The organism is Pseudoalteromonas sp. SR45-5, from assembly GCF_014163565.1.
In the GTDB taxonomy this organism is placed as follows: domain Bacteria; phylum Pseudomonadota; class Gammaproteobacteria; order Enterobacterales; family Alteromonadaceae; genus Pseudoalteromonas; species Pseudoalteromonas distincta.
Genome location: NZ_JACJDN010000477.1, coordinates 1 through 3,228, shown reverse-complemented (window position 1 = coordinate 3,228; position 3,228 = coordinate 1). Strand labels below are relative to the sequence as shown.

At 40.2% G+C, this 3,228-nt stretch carries 1 protein-coding gene; it reads left to right on the top strand.

Features of this window, described 5'->3' with window-relative positions:
* Positions 1–189 precede the first annotated feature (189 nt).
* A complete protein-coding gene (locus H5072_RS15350; protein ID WP_182694014.1) occupies positions 190–3,129 on the top strand; it encodes a TonB-dependent receptor in 2,940 nt (979 codons plus the stop codon).
* The last annotated feature ends 99 nt before the right edge of the window (positions 3,130–3,228 follow it).

Sequence of the window (3,228 nt, the reverse complement as noted above, 5' to 3'; positions counted from 1 at the left end):
GAGGTTTTTGTAATACACATTGTGAAATTTTGGTAAACAAAGGTTGTAAATAAAGTTGAATTGGATTAATTTCAACCATACCACCTGTATGACACGCTACAGGAAAGAAACAGTTAAATTGGTTAACCAAGCCAAGTAACAACACACACACACACAATGACGCAAGTCGTACCCAAACGGGAGAGATACATGAAACTCAATCAAATTACTTCAACATTAATTAATAAGCATAAAAGAAGTAGCTCTACAACAATCAGTGCCGCAGCCCTTTTATTAATGGCTTCTTCAAATATTGCAGCGCAAGAGGCTCCCGCAGCTTCAGAAACGGCAGCTGCAGACATTGAAGTTATTGAAGTAAAAGGCATGCTAGGCAGTATGAAAGCCGCCGCTATGCTTAAGCGTACTGACGGACGTATTGTAGATGCGATTGTTGCTGAAGACATTGGTAAGTTACCAGATAATAATATTGCAGAAGCGTTGCAACGTATTACTGGCGTATCTATTAATACCGATTTTGGTGTGGGTGACAGTGTTTCGATTCGTGGCTTACCTCAAAACCGTGTTGAATTAAATGGTCGCTCTACTATTGGTGACTCTCGTGACGGCATTAGCTTGCAAGATTACCCATCAAGCTTCTTAAAAACAGTAGAAGTAGTTAAGTCTCCTACTGCCGATATGATTGAGGGTGCATTAGGCGGAACAGTTAGTTTAAAGACAGTTCGCCCATTAGAGTTAGATAAACTAACTGGCGCAGTTTCATTAGATGGCGAATACGCTGATAAAACAGAAAATGTAGCTCCTATTTTTAGTGGTTCAATTGGTAACAACTGGGACTTTGATGAAATGGGTACCTTTGGTGCCATTGCTATGTTTTCATTCCAAGATCGAGAAATTCGCCAAGATGAAACATCTAGCCGTGTTAAACCTCAAGATATCGAAATTAATGGCCAAGAAGGTAATACACCTAGTGGCAACGCTATCGTAAGAGACGAGCACAGTGTTGAACAATACGTAGAGCAGCGTAAACGAACTGCTGTAAATTTATCTCTTCAATGGGCACCACAATCTGGTAATGGCATGGTGTATCTTGATTTAAGCGGCACAAAGCGCTCAGGTGAACAAGCTGGTAACTCTATTTTAGGTGTCGCAGGTTCACTATCAACAGATGCAAATACAACTCAAGATGCTAACGGCGTAAATAATTACACGTTAACAAACGAATTTGGTATTCCTAAAACATACAGTGACTTTCGTGAAACTGACTCGTTTTCAAATGCACTTGGTGCAGAGTGGAACCTTACTGACAGTATCAAAATCTCTGGTGAAATTGCGGTAGCATCATCAGAAAGCGTAAGACCTGATTCTGAATTTACACTTCGCCCAATCGAAAAATCAACATTTGAAGCAAGTGGTGGAACTCAGCTAACAAATCATTTATATGATGGTGCATTCTCTCAAGACGGTAATAAATTACCAAGCATCATTCATTCAGATCCTAATGCATTTACTGACCCACAAAACTTAGCACTTCGTACGTTTAAAAGTGAAGATAGAAGAACAGACAATGACGAAACAGCTATTCGTTTTGATGTTGAAATGTTTGAGCCACTCAGCAGCTTAAGCTGGGTATCTAAAGTAAAAGCGGGTGTACGTGTTACTAACCGCGATTACGAATATGAGCAATACAAAGTAGAAATTAAAGACATTTATAAAAATGCATTTAACGACTCAGACGGTTCGTTAGCCACTTTATGGGTTGATGACTACAACGCTGCTTTTTCAAATAGCTTTACAACAGTTAGCCACGACAACTCATTTGACCAATTAGGTCATTCGGGACAAAACGACCTACTAACCTTTTTAAGCTACAACGGTTTATCTAACCCGGCCAATACTTACGCTCAGCTTCAGCAGTTACTTGCAGGTACTAACCTAGCGTCAACAGGTAGTCTTTCAGATAACCAAGAGTTCCAAGAAAGCGCATACCGCAACGTAGTTGAAGATACTGCTGCCGTGTATATATCAGCCTACTTAGACTTTGATAACATCACTGCAATTGTGGGTGGTCGTTATGTAACTACAGATTTAGAATCAAGCGTATTTCTTAATGGCGAAAAAGTAACTGGCGACAATGACTACAGCGACTTTTTACCAAGCTTAAACGTAACGTATAACTACTCAGACGAAACATTATTCCGCTTTGCTGCTGCAAAAGTTATGCGCCGCGCTGACTTTAGCGAACTAAGCCCTGCATTTGACGTTAATAACGACATTACAGGTGCAACGCAAGGCTCTATTGATTTAGAACCATATCGTGCAACGCAATACGACTTATCTGTAGAGCATTACTTTGACCAAGGTAACGTAATTTCTTTCGCAGTATTTTATAAAGATGTTGAATCTTTCTTAAGTAACGAAAGTAGCTGTGTAGCTGCATCAAGCACTTCAACAGGTCAAAACGTAACTCAATGGAACCAAGTATGTCAGCTTGACGTTGCAGGTGTTTCACAAGACAACCTAGTTTACTCGGATGCAACTGACTTCCCAGTAGATGCTGATGGCTTTAACCATGTAGCAGGCTTACGTGACGCAGGACTAACGGGTATCGATACTGTTAAAAATGTAAACGGTGAAAACGGCTCAGTACAAGGCTTTGAAGTTGGTTATCAACAGTTCTTTACAGACCTACCTGGTGCATTTTCTGGCTTAGGCATTAACGCAAACTACACATACGCAGACAGCGAGCAACCAAACGGTAACCCGTTATTAGATATTTCTAAAAATACGTATAACTTACAAGTATTTTGGGAATACGAAGGTTTCTCTACTCGTCTAGCTTATAACTACCGTGACAGTTTCTTAGATACTGAAAACGAGAAACGTGTAGAAAATATTAACTCAGACGGCAGTATTTCAGCAGAAGGTACTGTTTACGGTAATAACTACCGTGACGACAGAGGCCAGTTAGACTTCTCTGCAAGCTGGGATATTAACGAAAACGTGACCTTAGTAGGTAATGCGACCAACTTAACGGGCGAGCCTTCTATTTACCTATCTGAACTAGGTGGTGCTTGGAAGTACACTGAAGCAGATCGCCGTTACAGCTTTGGTATTCGCGCTAAATTTTAATTTTCCCTAGAAACTAAAGCCTGCTTTTATGCAGGCTTTTTTACGCCTATAAAAAAGTGGCTTTATATTACGTAAAAAACACTCCCAACTAGCTATACT

Coding starts and splice junctions, on each gene's coding strand:
- H5072_RS15350 (WP_182694014.1), top strand. CDS start 190: ATGAAACTCAATCAAATTACTTCAACATTAATTAATAAGCATAAAAGA.